The organism is Pseudomonas sp. MWU13-2517 (assembly GCF_023242545.1).
Lineage (GTDB): Bacteria > Pseudomonadota > Gammaproteobacteria > Pseudomonadales > Pseudomonadaceae > Aquipseudomonas.
Map to the genome: position 1 here is coordinate 226,540 of NZ_JALMFA010000002.1, position 16,206 is coordinate 242,745.

The window sequence follows — 16,206 nt, forward strand, 5'->3', positions numbered from 1 at the left end:
CGCAGGCAGGCACGCTCCCACATTTGGCAATCATCCAGCCTTGCGTTCGGAGTGCTTCGCCGAACACGCCTCATCCAGAAACTTCACCACTGTTCCCATGCACGCCTGGCGTTCTTCCACGTGGGGCATGTGGCTGGAGTCTTCAAACAGTGCCCAGCGCACGTCCGCGATCTCATCCAGAAACGGCTTGACCACCAGCGGAGTGGCCTCGTCGTGTCGACCGGAGATCACCAGCGTCGGTACGTTGATCGCCGACAGGCGGCCAATCACGTTCCAGTCTTTCAAGCTGCCGATGACGTGAAACTCGGTCGGGCCGCTCATGGCGTGGTACACGGTCGGGTCTGAATCAACCTGGGCGAAGGTACGTGCCACCTCTTCCGGCCATGGGTTGACCCGGCATACGTGCTGGTCATAGAAAACCCGCGAAGCGGCCAGGTATTCCGGGTCCTGGTAGGTGCCGGCCTGTTCGTGCTTGAGCAGGGTTTCATGCACGCCTTCCGGCAACAATTTGCGCAGGCGGTTGGCCTCGCTGACCCAGGTGCGCATGCACGTTGGCGAGTTGGCCGGGATAAACGCGCGCAGGCCCTTGGGCTGCAGGATCGCATGTTCGCTGCCGAGCATACCGCCCCAGGACTGGCCGAGGATCGCGTAGTTATCGCTGATCTGCAGGTGGTCCAGCAGGTTGTTCAGCTCTTCGAGGAACAGGCCGATGGTCCAGAACGATGGGTCTTTGTCGGGCAGGTGAGTGGAGCGGCCATTGCCCAGTTGGTCATAGTGAATGACCGCATGACCACTGGCGGCGACGTCCTTGAAGGCGTCGACATAGTCATGGGTGCAACCAGGGCCGCCATGGATGATCACCAAGGGGGTGCGGCCGGTGGTCAGGTCGCCGGTGACGCGGTACCAGGTCTGGTAAGCGCCAAAGGTCGCATAGCCTTCGCGGACTTTTTCGATGAATTCCATTTCGTACCCTGCTCTGAAAAAAGGATCAGGGCCACGATAATCTGCACGGGACGTTTAGGTAACTAGCAAAACAGATAGGTTTTGCCGATGGCTCAATCTTCGAGCAGGCGGTAATGGGTGGCACGCACCACCGCCTGAACGCGGTTCTTGGCGCCCAGTTTGTGCATGGCCGAAGCCAGGTGCAGGGTGACCACCGCCAATGAACGGCTCAGTTGCGTGGCGATTTCGGCGGCGGTCAAGCCGTCGGCGGCCCATTTCAGGCACTCGCGTTCACGCTTGGTCAAATGAATGTGCGGGTAGGTGCGAAGCTCTTTGCTGAACAGCGGGTAGGCCGCTTCCTGCAAGGCGTGAGTAATGAGGCTGAAATCCGCCAGGGTCTGCTGGGCGTCCTTCAAAACCGTGTGCGCCTTGCCGATGCGCAGGCCGGTAAGGGAGGCAAAACCGCCCCGGGGCAAGTGAATGGGCACGCTGACACCGCAGGTCAGTTGCCGTTCATGGAGGTAGGACGATACCGGCGCGTGGCAGGGGTCGATGATTTTCTGCAGGGCGGTCTCGGTTTTTGCCTCGTAAGACCAGACAAACGGCGACACTGTGCTCAGCGCCAGATGCTGCACCGGGTCAATCTGGTAAAACCCTTCGCTGCACCACAAGGCCTGCCAGTCGGTCGGTGTGTTACGCAACTCCAGCACCGAGGGGGTGATCAGCGTGCCATCAAGGTCGATGGGCACCGGGGTGTAGTCATACACCAACGCATCGAAGCCCAACTGCTGGGCGAGGATGAACGTGTTGTCCATCTGTTCATCCAGGCTCCTGCCCGGCATAAGGCGGTTATTGAAGGCAGTTAGCTTGGCCAGCATCCGTTCTGCTCCCGAATTCGTTTGAATCTCGACTTGCTGCAAGTAGAATGCCACGCCCCGGCGAAGGACTGCCAGGCCAAACCTATAAGAAATACTAGGTTATGGACGCGCGGCATCCTCGGTAGTGTTGGCCTGATAAACGGCCGCTAGCTGCCAGGCCGATACAACACAAGGAATGTATACATGTGGCGTGAAATTGCCCCCGACCAGCAGTACAACGTGCAAGTCGACGGTCATAACCTCGTGGTCTACAGCTTTGGCGACGGCGATGAGGTGCTGTTGTGTCTCAACGGCGGTCCGGGCCTGCCGTGTGATTACTTGCGCGACGCCCATGGCTGGCTCAAGGACCATAACCTGCGAGTGGTTGCATTCGACCAGCTTGGCACGGGCGCATCAGCCAGACCGACCGATGTTGCCCTGTGGGAAATCCGCCGTTATGTGGAAGAAGTCGAAACCGTGCGCCAAGCCCTGGGCCTGGGGCGCGTGCACTTGCTGGGGCATTCCTGGGGCGGCTGGCTGGGTATCGAATACGCCATCCATTACCCCGACGCGCTGAAAAGCCTGATCCTGGAAAACACCGTCGGCGACATCCCGCACCTGTCTCAAGAACTTGAACGCCTGCGCAGTGCCCTGGGCAGCGAAACCGTGGCCATGATGCAACGCCACGAAGCCATGGGCACCCTGGACCACCCGCAGTACCAGGCGGCCATTACCTTGCTCAACTACCGCCACGTGTGCCGCCTGGACGAATGGCCCGAGCCGGTCAAGCGCTCCCTCGGCGACTGGAACATGGGACCGTACGAAACCATGCAAGGCCCCAACGAATTTCTGTACATCGGCAACCTCAAGGACTGGAACCGCATCCCCGAGATGGCCGGGTTCAAGATGCCGATATTGATCACCACCGGCCAACATGACGAGCTGACCCCGGCCTGCGCCATGCGCATGAAGCAGGCCGCCAGGCACGCCGAGTTGCACGTGTTCCCCAACAGCAGCCATATGCCGTTTTATGAAGAGCCCCAGGCATATTTTCCGGTATTGCTGGACTTTCTCGCTCGTCACCGAGGCTGACGGATGAACCTGGCGCGCTATCGCTTTGTGCTCTCCCGGCCGCTGCAGTTGCTGCCGGTGTTGTTCGGCATCAGCCTGATCACCTTTGTGCTGGTGCGCTCGATCCCCGGCGACCCGGCGCGGGCCTTGCTAGGCTCGCGCAGCACACCGGATGCGCTGCTGAAAATCCGCGCCCAGTACGGTCTTGATCAGCCTCTGTGGCTGCAATATTTCTACTTCCTCAAGAACCTGCTCAATGGCGATCTCGGCCAGTCGCTGCTGTACAAGGTTGATGCGCTGAAGCTGATCGTCACCCGCATCGAGCCGACCCTGGTGCTGGTACTGGGCAGTGTGGTGCTGGCGCTGCTGATTGCGCTGCCGTTGGCGACGCTGGCGGCACGCAATAAAGGTGGGTGGGTGGACAACCTGGTCCGCGTGTTCACCACGGTCGGCCTGGGCATGCCGGCATTCTGGCTGGGCTTGATGTTGATCCTGTTGCTGAGTGTGCAATGGGGCTTGTTCCCGGTGTCCGGCTATGGGCGGACCTGGCTGGATAAGGCCCACCATATGCTGTTGCCCTGCCTGACCATCGCGCTGGCGCTGTCGGCGGTGCTGGTACGCAACCTGCGGGCGAGCATGTTGATGGAGTTGCAGGCCGACCACGTCACCGCTGCACGGGCGCGCGGGCTGTCGGAGGCCGCGGTGTTCCGCCGGCATGTGCTGCCCAACTCACTGGTGCCGGCGGTCAACCTGCTGGCAGTGAATATCGGCTGGCTGATCAGCGGCACCGTGGTAATCGAGAGTCTGTTCGCGATTCCGGGCATTGGCCAATTGCTGGTGCGCGGTATCTTTACCCGCGACTACATGGTGGTGCAGGGCGTGGCGATGGTGCTGGCCTGTGCGACGGTGGTGGTCAACTTCCTCGCCGATGTGGTGACGGTGGCCCTCGACCCGCGAGTGAAGATGCAATGAGCAGCCGCCCGCTGATCGCCCCGTGGCGCTTGCGCCTGCGGTTTGGTTTTCGCAACGGTCGGCTGACCGCGGCCTGGGGGCTGTTGATCCTGTTCGGCTGGTTGGCCCTGGCGCTGTTCGCGCCGTGGATCGCGCCCTATGACCCGATTGCGCAGAACACTGACCTCAGCCTGCTGGCGCCGAGCGCGGCCCATCCCTTCGGCACGGACAACTATGGCCGAGACATCCTTTCACGGGTGATCTGGGGTGCGCGCATCGACCTGCAACTGGCCATCGTCGGGGTGATTTTTCCGTTCATGATCGGCACCTTCGTCGGCGCGGTTTCCGGCTACATAGGCGGGCGTTTCGATAGCTTTTGCATGCGCGTGATCGACGTGATCCTGGCGTTTCCGTTCCTGGTGCTGATGCTGGCGATCATGGCTATCCTCGGCCCGGGCCTGAAGAGCTTCTATATCGCCATGGCGTTGGTAGGCTGGGTATCCTATGCGCGGCTGATCCGCTCCCAGATCCTGGTGCTCAAGGAAAGCGACTTTGCCCTGGCCGCCAAGAGCCTGGGCTTCGGCCATGGGCGCATTCTGTTCCGGCATTTGCTGCCCAATGCGATGTTCGGTTCGATCGTGTTTTCCATGTCTGACGCCGTGCTGGTGCTGCTCAACGGTGCCGCCGTGAGTTACCTCGGCCTGGGCGTGCAACCGCCGACTGCCGAGTGGGGGACGATGGTGGCCGAAGGGCAAGCGTTTATCACCACGGCGTGGTGGATCTGCACCTTTCCGGGCTTGGCCATCGTGACCCTGGCCATGGGCTTCAGCCTGCTGGCCGACGGTGTGGCGCACGTGTTGGGGGACCGCTCATGAGCTTGCTGCAAGTGCGCGACCTCAGCGTGATCGCCAACAACACCGGGCGCGATGTGACCCTGGTGGACCGCGTGTCCTTCGACTTGGCTGAAGGTGAAATCCTCGGCCTGGTGGGGGAAAGCGGCTCGGGTAAGACCATGGCCTGTCGCGGCTTGATGCGTCTGCTGCCATCGCCCGGCTTACGCGTGCAAGGCGGCGCGGTGCGACTGGCCGGCCAAGACCTGTTGTCACTGGATGACGCCGGCATGCGTGCCGTGCGCGGCGGCCAACTGGGCATGATCTTCCAGAACCCCAGCAGCCACCTCGACCCGTTGATGCGTATCGGTGAGCAGATTGCCGAGGGCATTCGCCTGCATCAGGGGGCGTCGAAAAAAGAGGCGCGATGGCAGGCCATCGAGGTGCTGCGTCAGGTAGGCATCCCCGACCCCCAGGCGCGGGTCGACAACTACCCTCACGAATTTTCCGGCGGCATGCGCCAGCGCGCCATGATCGCCGTGGCGTTGGGCTGCAACCCGAAAGTACTGATTGCCGATGAGCCCACCACGGCGCTGGATGTGACGGTGCAGGCGCAAATCCTGCGCCTGTTGCTGGACCTGCGCGACCAGCGGGGCCTGTCGATCATCATGATCACCCATGATCTCGGCGTGGTGGCGCAGACCTGTGATTCCATTGCGGTGATGTACGCCGGGCGCCTGTGCGAACACGGCAGCAAATACGACGTGCTGGCGCGTCCGCAACATCCTTATACCGCCGGCCTGATCGATTGCCAGCCGGCCCACAGCAGCGGCCATGCCTTGCTGCGCACCATTCCCGGCCAACCGCCGTTGCTGGATGCGTTACCGCGTGGTTGCCGCTTCAGCCCACGTTGCCCGCAGGTCGGCGCGTTGTGTACTGAATGGCTGCCCGAAGGCGCGCAGGTAGCGTGCCACTATCCATTGGGAGAGCGCCCATGAGCCTGTTGCAGATCAAGGACCTTGAGGTGCGCTTCGCCGCGTCCGGCAGTGGTGTGTTCGGTCTGAACAAGCAGTGGGTGAGGGCCGTCAATGGTGTCTCACTGAACCTGGGCGCCGGGGAAACCCTCGGGTTGGTGGGCGAATCCGGCAGCGGTAAAAGTACGTTGGGCCGGGCGATTTTGCACCTCAACCCGATCAGCGCCGGCCAGGTACTGTTCGATGGTATCGACATGGCCCACGGCAGCGCTATCGACATTGCCCGCCTGCGCCATGAAACCGCGATGATCTTCCAGGATCCGTACGCCGCGCTGAACCCACGCCACACGGTCGGCGAAACCCTTGCCGAAGTGTTGCGGGTACAGCGCAAGGTCACACCGCAGGACATTCCACGTCGGGTCGATGAGCTGCTCGATCTGGTCGGGCTGCGCCCGGAGCTGGCCAGCCGCAAACCCGGCTCCCTCAGTGGCGGCCAGTGCCAGCGGGTCGGTATCGCACGCGCATTGGCGGTGGAGCCGCGCTTGATCATTGCCGATGAGTGCGTGGCGGCGCTGGATGTGTCGATCCAGGGCCAGATCATCAACCTGTTGCTGGAGCTGCAGCAGCGCATGAACCTGGCGATCCTGTTTATCGCTCATGACCTGGCCATTGTGCGACGCCTGTGCGACCGCGTGGCGGTGATGTACCTGGGCAAGATCGTCGAAGAAGGGCCCGTAGAGGCGGTGTTCACCGCACCGCGCCATCCCTATACGGCGGCGTTGATTGAGGCGATTCCCGAGATCGATCCCCGTCGGCCGTTACCGGCTGAACCCTTACCGGGCGAGCCACCAAGCCCGTTGAATTTACCTACAGGTTGCGCCTTTCACCCGCGTTGCCGGCACGCCCGGCCTCTGTGTTCCGTGGTGTTGCCGCCTACCCATTTCCTGCACGAGCATCGGTACAGTTGCGTGCTTGAAGAGCCGTTGACCCTTTCTGCCGTCTATCAACAAGGAGTTCAGACATGCAATCCCGTCACTTGAAGTTGCTCGCCGCCGCCACATTGACCGCTTGGTCGCTGACGGCCGGGCTGGCACACGCCGCTGGCGTCCTGACCATCGGCTGCCGTGAAGACAGCACCACGTTCGACCCGATCAAAAGCGCGCAAAATCGCGACACCTGGGTATTCGCCAACGTCTACGACACCCTGGTGCGCGTGGACAACCTGGGCACCGAGATGGAGCCGGGGCTGGCCGAAAGCTGGGACATTTCCAAGGACGGCCTGACCTACACCTTCAAGCTGCGCGATGCGAAGTTCTCCGACGGTTCGCCAATCACCGCCGACGATGCTGCGTTCAGCCTGTTGCGGATCCGCGACAACAAAGCCTCGCTGTGGAGCGATCCGTTCAGCCTGATCAACACCGCCAAGGCCACGGACGCGAAAACCCTGGTGGTCACCCTGAAAACTCCCGCCGTGGCTTTCCTCTCGCAACTGGCGTCGCCCACCGTATCGATCCTGTCGGAAAAGGCCATGACCCAGATGGGCGAAGACGCGTACTCGGAAAAGCCGGTGACCTCGGGCGCGTTTACCGTGGATGAGTGGCGCAAGGGCGATCGGGTGATCCTGAAGAAAAACCCGAACTTCTGGCAAGCCAAGAACGTTAGCCTGGACGGCGTGGAATGGGTGTCGGTGACCGACGACAACACCCGTATGCGCATGGTGCAGAACAACGAGCTGGACACAGCGATCTTCGTGCCGTTCTCCCGGGTGGAAGAGCTGAAAAAAGACAAGAATGTGGTGATCCACTCCGACCCGTCCACCCGTGAGGATCACTTGCTGATCAACCACGCTCACGGTCTGCTGGCCAAGCAGGAAGTGCGCGAGGCGCTGGACATGGCCATTGATAAACAATCGCTGGTCAAGACCGCCACTTACGGTCAAGGCACAGTGGCTTATTCCTACATCCCGAAAGGCTCGTTGTACCACTATGCCAACAACCTGCAGCGCCCGTATGACCCGACGGCCGCTAAGAAACTGTTGGAGCAGGCCGGTGCCAAGGACTTGAAGCTCAACTACGTAGTCAATGCCGGCAACGAGGCCGATGAGCAGATCGCGGTGATCATCAAGGACCAACTGGCCAAAGTCGGCGTGACCGCCAACCTGCAAAAGGTCGACCCAACCCAGAGCTGGCAGATGTTGGTGGATGGTGAGTACGATATTTCGGTGATGTACTGGACCAACGACATTCTCGACCCGGACCAGAAAACCACCTTCGTACTGGGGCACGACACCAACCAGAACTACATGACCCGCTACAAGAATGACAAGGTCAAGGAACTGGTGGCCGCGGCGCGCATCGAGGCCGACCCGGCCAAGCGTGAGCAGATGTATGTCGAACTGCAGAAGCTGGCGAAACAGGATGTGAACTGGATCGACCTGTACTACAGCCCGTACATCAACATCTCACGCAAGAATGTGAGCAACTTCCTGCAAAACCCGCTGGGGCGCTTCACGCTTGAGGAAGTGGTGAAAAACTAGAGAGCGTCGCAATACCCCTGTGGGAGCGGGCAAGCCCGCTCCCCCATTTGGTTTTGGTTGTGTCAGTTGGCTCTTCTTTTGGCCTATTGCGCGTCGAATGCCTGGCCGTTGATGCCGGCGCTGTCCGGCCCCATCAGGTACAGGTACACCGGCATAATTTCTTCCGGCGCCGGCCTTTCCATCGGGTTTTCCCCTGGGTACGCCTGGGCCCGCATGCTGGTGCGCGTACCGCCCGGGTTGATGCTGTTGGACCGTACCGACGCGACGTCTTCCAGCTCGTCGGCCAGGGTTTGCATCAAACCTTCGGTGGCGAATTTCGACACGCCATAAGCACCCCAATACGCCCGACCCTTGCGCCCGACGCTGCTGGAGGTGAACACCACCGATGCGTCCTTGGACAGCTTGAGCAGCGGCAGCAGGGTGCTGGTCAGCATGAACATTGCGTTGACGTTCACCTGCATCACACGCATGAAGTTCTCACCGGACAACTGTTCGATCGGTGTGCGTGGGCCGATGATCGAAGCGTTATGCAGCAGGCCGTCGAGGTGGCCGAATTCCTTTTCGATCATGGCTGCCAGTTCATCGTATTGATGGGGCAGGGCGGTTTCCAGGTTGAACGGGATCACCACCGGTTGCGGCTGGCCTGCGGCTTCGATCTCGTCATACACCTGGGCCAGGTTGGCTTCGGTCTTGCCCAGCAACAACACCGTGGCGCCATGGGCGGCATAGGTTTTCGCCGCTGCCGCGCCAATCCCGCGACCGGCACCGGTCACCAGGATGATTCGGTCTTTGAGCAGGTCTGGGCGTGCGGAGTAATCAAACATAAACAACCTCGACAAAATTCACAGGAAATCCGCGTGCTTTCTGTAGGAGCGAGCTTGCTCGCGAAAAGCGTCAACGATAGCGCGGGGCATCTGGATAAACGCAATGCTCTCAGGTTTTTCGCGAGCAAGCTTCGCTCCTACAGGGGGCAGCCATGCTTCAGCAACTGCAGAGAGCGCTATCCAGTACCTTGCGCAGCTCCAGCGGGTGATCCACTACTACATCCGCGCCCCAATGGCGCGGGTTGTCGTCCGGGTGGATATAGCCGTAGGTGACCGCTGCGGTGCGGGTGCCGGCGTCGCGGCCGGACTCGATATCGCGCAGGTCATCGCCCACGAACAGCACGCTCGCCGGGTCCAGGTCGAGCATCTTGCACGCCAGGATCAGTGGTTCAGGGTCCGGCTTGCTGTTCTTCACGTGATCCGGGCAGATCAGCAGTGCCGAACGTTCGGCCAGGCCCAACTGCTGCATGATCGGCTCGGCGAAGCGCAGCGGCTTGTTGGTCACCACGCCCCATATCAGCTTGGACTTTTCAATGTCGTCCAGCAGCTCGCCCATGCCCTCGAAAAGCTTGCTGTGGATCGCGCAGCCCTTGAGGTAGCGTTCCAGGAACTCCAGGCGCAGTGCCTCGAAACCAGGGGATTCGGGGTCCATCGAGAACGTCACTGCGACCATCGCCCGTGCACCGCCGGAGATTTCATCGCGAATGTGCTGATCGTTGATCGGCGCCAGGCCACGGTCGGCGCGCATGGCCTGGCAGATGGCGATAAAGTCCGGCGCGGTGTCCAGCAGGGTACCGTCCATATCGAAGAGAACTGCTCGCAACTTCACCGGCTTACTCCTCGCGCAGGGTCTGGATCATGTAGTTGACGTCAACGTCGTTGGCCAGCTTGTAGTGCTTGGTCAGCGGGTTGTAGGTCAGGCCGATGATGTCCTTGACGGTCAGTCCTGCCTGGCGGCTCCACGCGCCCAGTTCGGACGGGCGGATGAATTTCTTGAAGTCATGGGTGCCGCGCGGCAGCAGCTTCATGATGTATTCGGCGCCGATGATGGCGAACAGGTAAGCCTTGGGGTTGCGGTTGATGGTGGAGAAGAACACCTGGCCGCCCGGCTTGACCATGCGAAAGCAGGCGCGGATTACTGAAGAGGGGTCGGGTACGTGTTCCAGCATTTCCAGGCAGGTCACCACGTCGAACTGCTCCGGCATCTCTTCGGCCAGGGCTTCGGCGGTGATCTGGCGGTATTCCACGCTTACGCCGGATTCCAGTTGGTGCAGTTGGGCGACGGCCAGCGGCGCCTCGCCCATGTCGATGCCCATCACGGTGGCACCGCGCTGGGCCATCGCTTCACTGAGGATGCCGCCGCCGCAACCGACGTCCAATACCTTCTTGCCGGCCAGGTTGACGCGTTCGTCAATCCAGTTGACCCGCAGCGGGTTGATGTCGTGCAGCGGCTTGAACTCGCTTTCGCGGTCCCACCAGCGGTGAGCCAGGGCTTCGAATTTGGCGATTTCGGCGTGGTCGACGTTGCTCATGGTGAATCCTCTAAAGCTGATAATCGGTTTACAGGCTTTGAACGCGCTGGTCCAAAACCGACATTATTCGTTTCGCCCGCTGATGCGCCGGCCCCACTCAATCGCCGAGGCGACCAGTTCCTGCTCGTTCATGCGGGTCAATCGCCGGTCGTCGAGCAACTGCTTGCCGGCGACCCAAAGGTGTTTCACACAATCGCGTCCGGTGGCGTATATAAGTTGTGAGACCGGATCGTAGATCGGTTGTTGCGCCAGGCCGGACAGATCGAAGGCCACGATGTCGGCGGCCTTGCCGACCTCCAGCGAACCAATCTCGCTCTCCAGGCCCATGGCCCGGGCGCCGTTCAGGGTGGCCATGCGCAGCGCACGATGGGCATCCAGCGCGGTGGCCGATCCGGCTACCGCCTTGGCCAGCATCGCGGCGGTGCGGGTTTCACCCAGCAGGTCCAGGTCATTATTGCTGGCGGCGCCGTCGGTGCCGATCGCAACATTGATACCCGCTTGCCACAGACGTTCCACCGGGCAGAAGCCGCTGGCCAGTTTCAGGTTCGATTCCGGGCAATGGATGACGCTGGTGTTGCTTTCTACCAGCAAAGCCAGGTCATCCTCGCTGATTTGGGTCATATGAACGGCCTGGAAGCGCGGGCCCAGCAAACCGAGGCGACCCAGGCGGGCCAATGGGCGCTCACCGGTTTGTTCCACGGCCTGTTGCACTTCGAACGCGGTTTCGTGCACGTGCATATGGATCGAAGCGTCCAGTTCTTCGGCGATCATCCGGATTTTTTCCAGGTTTTCATCGCACACGGTGTAGGGCGCGTGGGGGCCGAAGGTGATCCTGATGCGCGGGTGATGCTTGAGGTCGCCGAACACCTCGATGCCCTGGCGAATCGCCTCATCGGCGCTGGCGGCGCCGGGAATCGGGAAGTCGAGGATCGGAATGGCGATCTGCGCGCGCATGCCGCTGTTGTGTACGCAGTCGCTGGCGACTTTGGGAAAGAAGTACATGTCGGAGAAACACGTGATGCCACCCTTGAGCTGCTCGGCAATGGCCAGGTCGGTGCCGTCGCGGACAAAGGCTTCATCGACCCATTTGGCCTCGGCGGGCCAGATGTGCTTTTCCAGCCACGTCATCAACGGCAGGTCGTCGGCCAGGCCGCGAAACAGGCTCATTGCCGCATGGCCGTGGGCGTTGACCAGGCCGGGGCTGAGCAACATGCCCGGCAGTTCACGCGTCTCTTTGGTGGCGAGCTTCAAGGCGGTTTCGCGAGGCCCGATAAATGCGATTCGCCCGTCGCGAATGCCCAGGCCATGCGCTTTGAGCACTACGCCCGCGGGTTCGACGGGTACCAGCCAGGTTGGCAGTAACAATAAGTCGAGGGGGGCGGCAGTGGCGGTCATCGCAGGCGTCTTCCCAGGCAGCTATAAAAGAAGGGCGAAGTATACCCGAGCGTCCTGGCTGGCGGATCGCTATAATCGGCGGCTTTTGTTCATGAGTGCGGGGTAAGGGATGCGCGACCGACTGTTGGCTGCCGAGAAAGTAAAGGCCATCGATTGGCGTGATGGCGCGCTGCACCTGCTCGATCAGCGTGCGCTGCCGTCCCGGGAAAGCTGGGTAGCCTGTACCACGGTGGATGAGGTGGCCCAGGCCATTCGCTCGATGGTGGTACGTGGCGCGTCAGCCATCGGCATCAGCGCAGCCTACGGGCTGGTACTGGCAGCCCGCTCTCGAATCGCAGAAGGCGGGGACTGGCAGGCTGCATGGGAAGAGGACTACGCACTTTTAGCCGATTCGCGCCCAACCGCGGCGAATTTGTTCTGGGCCTTGCAGCGTATGCGTGACCGTCTGGATCGCGTCAAGAAACATGCCGATCCTTTAGCGGTGCTGGAGGCCGAAGCCATTGCGATCCATGAAAGCGACCGGGAAGCCAACCTCGTCATGGCCCAGTTGGGGGTTGAACGGATTCGCAGGCATCAAGGCAACGCCCAGGCAATCCTCACTCATGGCAATGCAGGCGCCTTGGCGACAGGCGGTGTCGGCACGGCGCTTGGGGTTATTCGCGCGGCTTTCCTCGAGGGCTTGGTCGAGCAGGTCTACGCCAACGAAACCCGCCCCTGGCTGCAAGGGTCGCGGCTGACTGCCTGGGAACTGGCGGGCGAGGGCGTTCCGGTCACGGTAAACGCCGACTCTGCCGGCGCCCATATTCTCAAGACCAAGGGCGTGACCTGGGTGATCGTCGGTGCCGACTGCATTGCCGCCAATGGCGATGTTGTCGGCAAGATCGGCACGTACCAGTTGGCGGTGTGCGCCATGCACCACGGTGTGCGCTTTATGGTAGTGGCGCCGAGTTCCACACTCGATCTGATGATGGCCACGGGGGATGATGTCACCCTCGAAGAGCGTGACACGCGCGAACTGTTGGACGTTGACGGCCAACGGTTGGACGTGAGTGCTGTTAATCCGGTGTTTGATGTGACCCCGGCAGATCTGATTGATGTGATCGTGACTGAAAAAGGTATCGTCGAGCGGCCCGACACGGCCAAGCTGGCCAAGTTGATGTGCCGTAAGCGGCTGCATTAACAGCGTTGTCGGCTGTCAGATAGCGCTCGGGGCAAGCGCCCTTTCACTGTTGAATTGTGCGCACATTCAAATCTGGGAGGGGTGCTTGCCCCCCGATTGGCCCTCGATGTCAATAAAACACTGGGATCTGCCCTCAAAAAACAGTGCCGACGCTTCTCTGAGCCCCTCTCGTCGCCCTCAAGCCTGTCATCCGTCAACTTACTATGCTCCATGCGCATCAGGGGGATAGGTGCGTGGCGGCGATTGTGATAACATCCGGCGGTTTCCAGGGCCGCCCCGAGGGGTTGCCTATAACGCGCAGATCCGTGTCATAACTCGTTGATTTGTCGTAAGTCGTTGCCAGGCACCTGCCGGCAGCGGCGAGCTTCGTTCGTCCCATATGGATGTGACGAGGTTTCACCCGAAAAAGGAATCAGGCTTCTCATGGGCGAACTGGCCAAAGAAATCCTCCCGGTCAATATCGAAGACGAGCTGAAACAGTCCTACCTCGACTACGCGATGAGCGTAATTGTCGGTCGGGCACTGCCTGATGCGCGCGATGGCTTGAAGCCCGTGCACCGGCGTGTGCTGTTCGCGATGAGCGAGCTGGGTAACGACTGGAACAAGCCGTACAAGAAATCTGCCCGTGTTGTCGGTGACGTGATCGGTAAGTATCACCCTCACGGCGACACTGCGGTGTACGACACCATCGTTCGGATGGCCCAGCCGTTTTCCCTGCGCTACCTGCTGGTAGACGGCCAGGGCAACTTCGGTTCCGTCGACGGCGACAACGCCGCGGCCATGCGTTACACCGAAGTGCGCATGACCAAGCTGGCGCACGAGCTGCTGGCCGACCTGCATAAAGAAACCGTGGACTGGGTGCCGAACTACGACGGCACCGAAATGATCCCGGCCGTCATGCCGACCAAGATCCCCAACCTGCTGGTCAACGGTTCCAGCGGTATCGCCGTGGGCATGGCGACCAACATCCCGCCGCACAACCTCGGTGAAGTCATCGACGGTTGCCTGGCCCTCATCGACAACCCCGAGCTGACCGTCGATGAGCTGATGCAATATATCCCCGGTCCGGACTTCCCGACCGCCGCGATCATCAACGGTCGCGCCGGTATCATCGAAGCCTACCGCACCGGTCGCGGTCGCATTTACATGCGTGCCCGCTCGATCATCGAAGACATCGACAAGGTCGGTGGCCGCCAGCAGATCGTCATCACCGAACTCCCTTACCAGTTGAACAAGGCGCGTCTGATCGAGAAGATCGCCGAGCTGGTCAAGGAGAAGAAGCTCGAAGGCATCACCGAACTGCGTGACGAGTCCGACAAGGATGGTATGCGCGTGGTGATCGAGCTGCGTCGTGGCGAAGTGCCTGAGGTGATCCTCAACAACCTTTACGCCCAGACCCAGCTGCAGAGCGTGTTTGGTATCAACGTCGTGGCCCTGATCGATGGCCGTCCGCGCATCCTGAATCTCAAGGAACTGCTCGAAGCCTTCGTCCGTCACCGCCGCGAAGTAGTGACTCGTCGTACCGTATTCGAATTGCGCAAGGCCCGTGAGCGCGGCCATATCCTGGAAGGCCAGGCGGTTGCGCTGTCGAACATCGACCCGGTTATCGCACTGATCAAGGCCTCGCCAACGCCGTCGGAAGCCAAGGAAGCGCTGATCAGCACGCCTTGGGAGTCCAGCGCGGTGATGACCATGGTCGAGCGCGCCGGTGCCGATTCGTGCCGTCCGGAGAACCTCGATCCGCAATATGGCATGCGTGATGGCAAGTACTTCCTGTCGCCGGAACAGGCCCAGGCCATCCTGGAGTTGCGCCTGCACCGCCTGACCGGCCTGGAGCACGAAAAGCTGCTGGCCGAGTACCAGGAGATCCTCAACCAGATAGGCGAGTTGATCCGTATCCTCAGCAGCGCCGTGCGCCTGATGGAAGTGATCCGCGAAGAACTGGAAGTGATCCGTGCCGAATACGGCGACGTGCGCCGTACGGAAATCCTTGATGCACGCCTCGACCTGACCCTGGGTGACATGATCCCGGAAGAAGAGCGCGTGGTGACCATCTCCCACGGCGGCTATGCCAAGACCCAGCCTCTGGCTGCGTACCAGGCCCAGCGTCGTGGCGGCAAAGGTAAATCGGCGACCGGCGTGAAGGATGAGGACTACATTGCTCACCTGCTGGTCGCCAACAGCCACACCACGCTGCTGCTGTTCTCCAGCAAGGGCAAGGTGTACTGGCTGAAAACCTACGAAATCCCGGAAGCTTCCCGTGCCGCCCGTGGTCGCCCACTGGTCAACCTGCTGCCGCTGGACAGTGATGAGTACATCACCACCATGCTGCCGGTCGAGGAATACACCGAAGGTCACTTCATCTTCATGGCTACCGCCAAAGGCACCGTGAAGAAGACCCCGCTGGAATCCTTCAGCCGTCAGCGCAGCGTGGGCCTGATCGCCCTGGAGCTGGATGAAGGCGACGTGCTCATCTCCGCCGCCATCACCGATGGCGAGCGTGAAGTCATGCTGTTCTCCGACGGCGGCAAGGTGACGCGCTTCAAGGAGTCCGACGTTCGTGCCATGGGCCGTACCGCCCGCGGTGTACGCGGCATGCGCCTGCCGGAAGGGCAGAAGCTGATTTCGATGCTGATCCCGGAAGAAGGCAGTCAGATTCTCACGGCTTCCGAGCGTGGTTATGGCAAGCGCACTGCCATCAGCGAGTTCCCGGAATACAAGCGTGGCGGCCAGGGCGTGATCGCCATGGTCAGCAACGACCGTAACGGCCGTCTGGTCGGTGCGGTCCAGGTGCTCGACGGTGAGGAGATCATGTTGATTTCCGACCAGGGCACCCTGGTGCGTACCCGCGTGGCTGAAGTCTCGAGCCTGGGCCGTAACACCCAGGGCGTGACCTTGATAAAGCTGATCAAGGACGAGAAGCTGGTCGGCCTGGAGCGTGTTCAGGAGCCTTCGGAAGTCGAAGGCGAGGAACTTGAAGGTGAAGAGTTTGATGGCGAGGTGATCGCGGCAGGCGATGACAACGTCGACGAGCCGACACTCGACGCTGCCGCAGACGAAGAAGAACCGCAGGAATAAGCGGACACACAGGGGGCGGATGAAGATTCGCCCCCT

General features: G+C 61.2%; 14 protein-coding genes. 8 read left to right on the forward strand and 6 right to left on the reverse strand.

Going from position 1 to position 16,206, the window contains the following annotated elements; all coding sequences use genetic code 11:
- Nucleotides 1-30: 30 nt before the first annotated feature.
- Nucleotides 31-963 (reverse strand): proline iminopeptidase-family hydrolase, encoded by a 933-nt coding sequence (locus M5B97_RS03630; RefSeq protein WP_248730769.1) that lies wholly within the window; start codon nucleotides 961-963, stop codon nucleotides 31-33.
- A 92-nt stretch (nucleotides 964-1,055) separates the two neighbouring features.
- Entirely contained in the window at nucleotides 1,056-1,820 is a 765-nt protein-coding gene (locus M5B97_RS03635; protein ID WP_123715148.1) for a LuxR family transcriptional regulator, read from the reverse strand.
- Between the two features lie 183 nt (nucleotides 1,821-2,003).
- On the opposite strand from M5B97_RS03635, the gene M5B97_RS03640 reads away from it, so the two are divergent.
- The 6 genes from M5B97_RS03640 to M5B97_RS03665 are packed head-to-tail and all read left to right on the forward strand — an operon-like array spanning nucleotide 2,004 to nucleotide 8,161.
- Entirely contained in the window at nucleotides 2,004-2,891 is an 888-nt protein-coding gene (locus M5B97_RS03640) for a proline iminopeptidase-family hydrolase (RefSeq protein ID WP_123715149.1), read from the forward strand.
- Between the two features lie 3 nt (nucleotides 2,892-2,894).
- Nucleotides 2,895-3,842 carry an ABC transporter permease gene (locus M5B97_RS03645; RefSeq protein WP_248730770.1) on the forward strand — a complete coding sequence of 316 codons (948 nt, stop codon included), beginning with the start codon at nucleotides 2,895-2,897 and terminating at the stop codon, nucleotides 3,840-3,842.
- On the forward strand, nucleotides 3,839-4,696 hold the full coding sequence (locus M5B97_RS03650) for an ABC transporter permease (RefSeq protein ID WP_248730771.1): 858 nt from the start codon (nucleotides 3,839-3,841) through the stop codon (nucleotides 4,694-4,696). Before M5B97_RS03645 ends, M5B97_RS03650 begins: the two co-directional genes overlap by 4 nt.
- Complete coding sequence (locus tag M5B97_RS03655) at nucleotides 4,693-5,649, forward strand: ABC transporter ATP-binding protein (protein WP_248730772.1); 957 nt, start codon at nucleotides 4,693-4,695, stop codon at nucleotides 5,647-5,649. Before M5B97_RS03650 ends, M5B97_RS03655 begins: the two co-directional genes overlap by 4 nt.
- Nucleotides 5,646-6,665 carry an ABC transporter ATP-binding protein gene (locus M5B97_RS03660; protein WP_134659714.1) on the forward strand — a complete coding sequence of 340 codons (1,020 nt, stop codon included), beginning with the start codon at nucleotides 5,646-5,648 and terminating at the stop codon, nucleotides 6,663-6,665. Before M5B97_RS03655 ends, M5B97_RS03660 begins: the two co-directional genes overlap by 4 nt.
- On the forward strand, nucleotides 6,647-8,161 hold the full coding sequence (locus M5B97_RS03665) for an ABC transporter substrate-binding protein (protein WP_134659716.1): 1,515 nt from the start codon (nucleotides 6,647-6,649) through the stop codon (nucleotides 8,159-8,161). The genes M5B97_RS03660 and M5B97_RS03665 overlap by 19 nt, the downstream gene beginning before the upstream one ends.
- 83 nt (nucleotides 8,162-8,244) lie before the next feature.
- Here M5B97_RS03665 and M5B97_RS03670 read toward each other — a convergent pair whose 3' ends face one another.
- From M5B97_RS03670 to M5B97_RS03685, 4 genes are all read right to left on the reverse strand, one after another.
- Entirely contained in the window at nucleotides 8,245-8,985 is a 741-nt protein-coding gene (locus M5B97_RS03670; protein WP_248730773.1) for a YciK family oxidoreductase, read from the reverse strand.
- A gap of 157 nt (nucleotides 8,986-9,142) precedes the next feature.
- On the reverse strand, nucleotides 9,143-9,814 hold the full coding sequence (gene mupP / locus M5B97_RS03675; RefSeq protein WP_123715157.1) for an N-acetylmuramic acid 6-phosphate phosphatase MupP: 672 nt from the start codon (nucleotides 9,812-9,814) through the stop codon (nucleotides 9,143-9,145).
- Between the two features lie 4 nt (nucleotides 9,815-9,818).
- Nucleotides 9,819-10,517, reverse strand: a complete 699-nt coding sequence (ubiG, locus tag M5B97_RS03680) for a bifunctional 2-polyprenyl-6-hydroxyphenol methylase/3-demethylubiquinol 3-O-methyltransferase UbiG (protein WP_003189760.1) — start codon at nucleotides 10,515-10,517, stop codon at nucleotides 9,819-9,821.
- Nucleotides 10,518-10,580: 63 nt separating this feature from the next.
- Nucleotides 10,581-11,912, reverse strand: coding sequence for a TRZ/ATZ family hydrolase (locus M5B97_RS03685; protein WP_248730774.1), 1,332 nt, complete (start codon nucleotides 11,910-11,912; stop codon nucleotides 10,581-10,583).
- 109 nt (nucleotides 11,913-12,021) lie between these two features.
- On the opposite strand from M5B97_RS03685, the gene mtnA reads away from it, so the two are divergent.
- Both mtnA and gyrA read left to right on the forward strand, forming a co-directional pair.
- The gene (mtnA, locus tag M5B97_RS03690; RefSeq protein WP_248730775.1) at nucleotides 12,022-13,092 is read left to right on the forward strand and encodes an S-methyl-5-thioribose-1-phosphate isomerase; all 1,071 of its coding nucleotides are present in this window, start codon (nucleotides 12,022-12,024) and stop codon (nucleotides 13,090-13,092) included.
- A gap of 423 nt (nucleotides 13,093-13,515) precedes the next feature.
- Nucleotides 13,516-16,170 (forward strand): DNA gyrase subunit A, encoded by a 2,655-nt coding sequence (gyrA, locus tag M5B97_RS03695; protein WP_123715160.1) that lies wholly within the window; start codon nucleotides 13,516-13,518, stop codon nucleotides 16,168-16,170.
- Nucleotides 16,171-16,206: the final 36 nt, after the last annotated feature.

Excerpts from the sequence above, each read along its gene's own strand:
- M5B97_RS03630 (WP_248730769.1), bottom strand. The coding sequence starts at position 963 with ATGGAATTCATCGAAAAAGTCCGCGAAGGCTATGCGACCTTTGGCGCT.
- M5B97_RS03635 (WP_123715148.1), bottom strand. The coding sequence starts at position 1,820 with ATGCTGGCCAAGCTAACTGCCTTCAATAACCGCCTTATGCCGGGCAGG.
- M5B97_RS03640 (WP_123715149.1), top strand. The coding sequence starts at position 2,004 with ATGTGGCGTGAAATTGCCCCCGACCAGCAGTACAACGTGCAAGTCGAC.
- M5B97_RS03645 (WP_248730770.1), top strand. The coding sequence starts at position 2,895 with ATGAACCTGGCGCGCTATCGCTTTGTGCTCTCCCGGCCGCTGCAGTTG.
- M5B97_RS03650 (WP_248730771.1), top strand. The coding sequence starts at position 3,839 with ATGAGCAGCCGCCCGCTGATCGCCCCGTGGCGCTTGCGCCTGCGGTTT.
- M5B97_RS03655 (WP_248730772.1), top strand. The coding sequence starts at position 4,693 with ATGAGCTTGCTGCAAGTGCGCGACCTCAGCGTGATCGCCAACAACACC.
- M5B97_RS03660 (WP_134659714.1), top strand. The coding sequence starts at position 5,646 with ATGAGCCTGTTGCAGATCAAGGACCTTGAGGTGCGCTTCGCCGCGTCC.
- M5B97_RS03665 (WP_134659716.1), top strand. The coding sequence starts at position 6,647 with ATGCAATCCCGTCACTTGAAGTTGCTCGCCGCCGCCACATTGACCGCT.
- M5B97_RS03670 (WP_248730773.1), bottom strand. The coding sequence starts at position 8,985 with ATGTTTGATTACTCCGCACGCCCAGACCTGCTCAAAGACCGAATCATC.
- ubiG (WP_003189760.1), bottom strand. The coding sequence starts at position 10,517 with ATGAGCAACGTCGACCACGCCGAAATCGCCAAATTCGAAGCCCTGGCT.
- M5B97_RS03685 (WP_248730774.1), bottom strand. The coding sequence starts at position 11,912 with ATGACCGCCACTGCCGCCCCCCTCGACTTATTGTTACTGCCAACCTGG.
- mtnA (WP_248730775.1), top strand. The coding sequence starts at position 12,022 with ATGCGCGACCGACTGTTGGCTGCCGAGAAAGTAAAGGCCATCGATTGG.
- gyrA (WP_123715160.1), top strand. The coding sequence starts at position 13,516 with ATGGGCGAACTGGCCAAAGAAATCCTCCCGGTCAATATCGAAGACGAG.